At 38.8% G+C, this 1,055-nt stretch carries 1 protein-coding gene; it reads right to left on the bottom strand.

Annotation, left to right across the window (positions count from 1 at the left end; all coding sequences use genetic code 11):
- Window positions 1-660, bottom strand: a 660-nt coding sequence (locus tag AC6F75_RS04215) for a TonB-dependent receptor plug domain-containing protein (protein ID WP_500713697.1), incomplete at its 3' end; no start/stop codon positions are given.
- Between the last annotated feature and the right edge of the window lie 395 nt (window positions 661-1,055).

The raw sequence follows: 1,055 nt of genomic DNA, 5'->3' as shown, positions 1-1,055 counted from the left end.
ATCCAGTGCCTTAAACCCGTCTGAATTGTAATTGAAATACTGGGTCACAAAACCGAAGTTTTCATGTGGGTCTCCCAGGCTGAGTTCTGTACTTCGACTGTGGTAATTTCCGGCAGTTAAGCGCGCTTCGCCCGAAAGGGTAGAGGGGATTGACTTAGAAACCATATTGATGGCACCGCCAGTGGTGTATGGGCCATACTGAGTCTGGCTGCTTCCCTTGAGCACTTCCACAGCTTCAATACGTCCAATGGTGGGGAAATAATAAGCGGCAGGCGCACTGTATGGGGCCGGGGCAATCAACACCCCGTCTTCCATTATTGTGATTTTTGCACTGCGCTCGGGTGAAGTACCACGTAACGAGATGTTGGGACGAAGTCCAAAACCATCTTCTTCAAACACATTTACCCCGGGAACAGCTCGCAACACTTTATTGACATCGGTATAGCCAAATTGTTGTAAATCCTGTGGAGAAAGGTAATAAGCAGAACCGGTGCGGTTTCTCACCTCAAACTTACTTCCAAGGATATTGCTTGAGAGAATGATTTGATTTAATTGTTGTGGTTCGTCAGTTTTTTTGATGGTGTCATTTGGGGCATCAACTTGTGAAAAAGCGTTTATTGAAAGTAGTGCAACACAAGTACAGGTCAGTAGTTTTTGCATTCTGTTTTATTTAGACTTGATATAAATAAGGTTGATTTTCAGGGGCAAAAATAACTGTAAAAAAAATGTTGGACAAGTTTATTTAGATTAATTTTAAATAACATTTATGTTAAAATTTGTAAGTGATTTGAAATGAAAATGTTTGGGGGTATTCAGGGTTTATTTTAATCGAAAAATTAGATCTAAAAATTTTAAACCGAACCCAATTTTCTTAGTGCAACTTTGTGCCTTGGTGCCTTTGTGGCTAGATAACGCTAGAGGAATTCAAAACTTGAATATTCCACAATACTTTAAAATGATTTCTGAACAAATTAAACTGAAATAACCCTTAATTTGAACCATTAAGGCATTAAGAAATATTAAGGGATTTAAGCTTAACTAACCTTAATTCCTTA

This window comes from Planktosalinus sp. (assembly GCF_059864935.1).
Note: the sequence above shows the minus strand (reverse complement) of the source record. Positions and strands in the feature narration are given on the sequence as shown.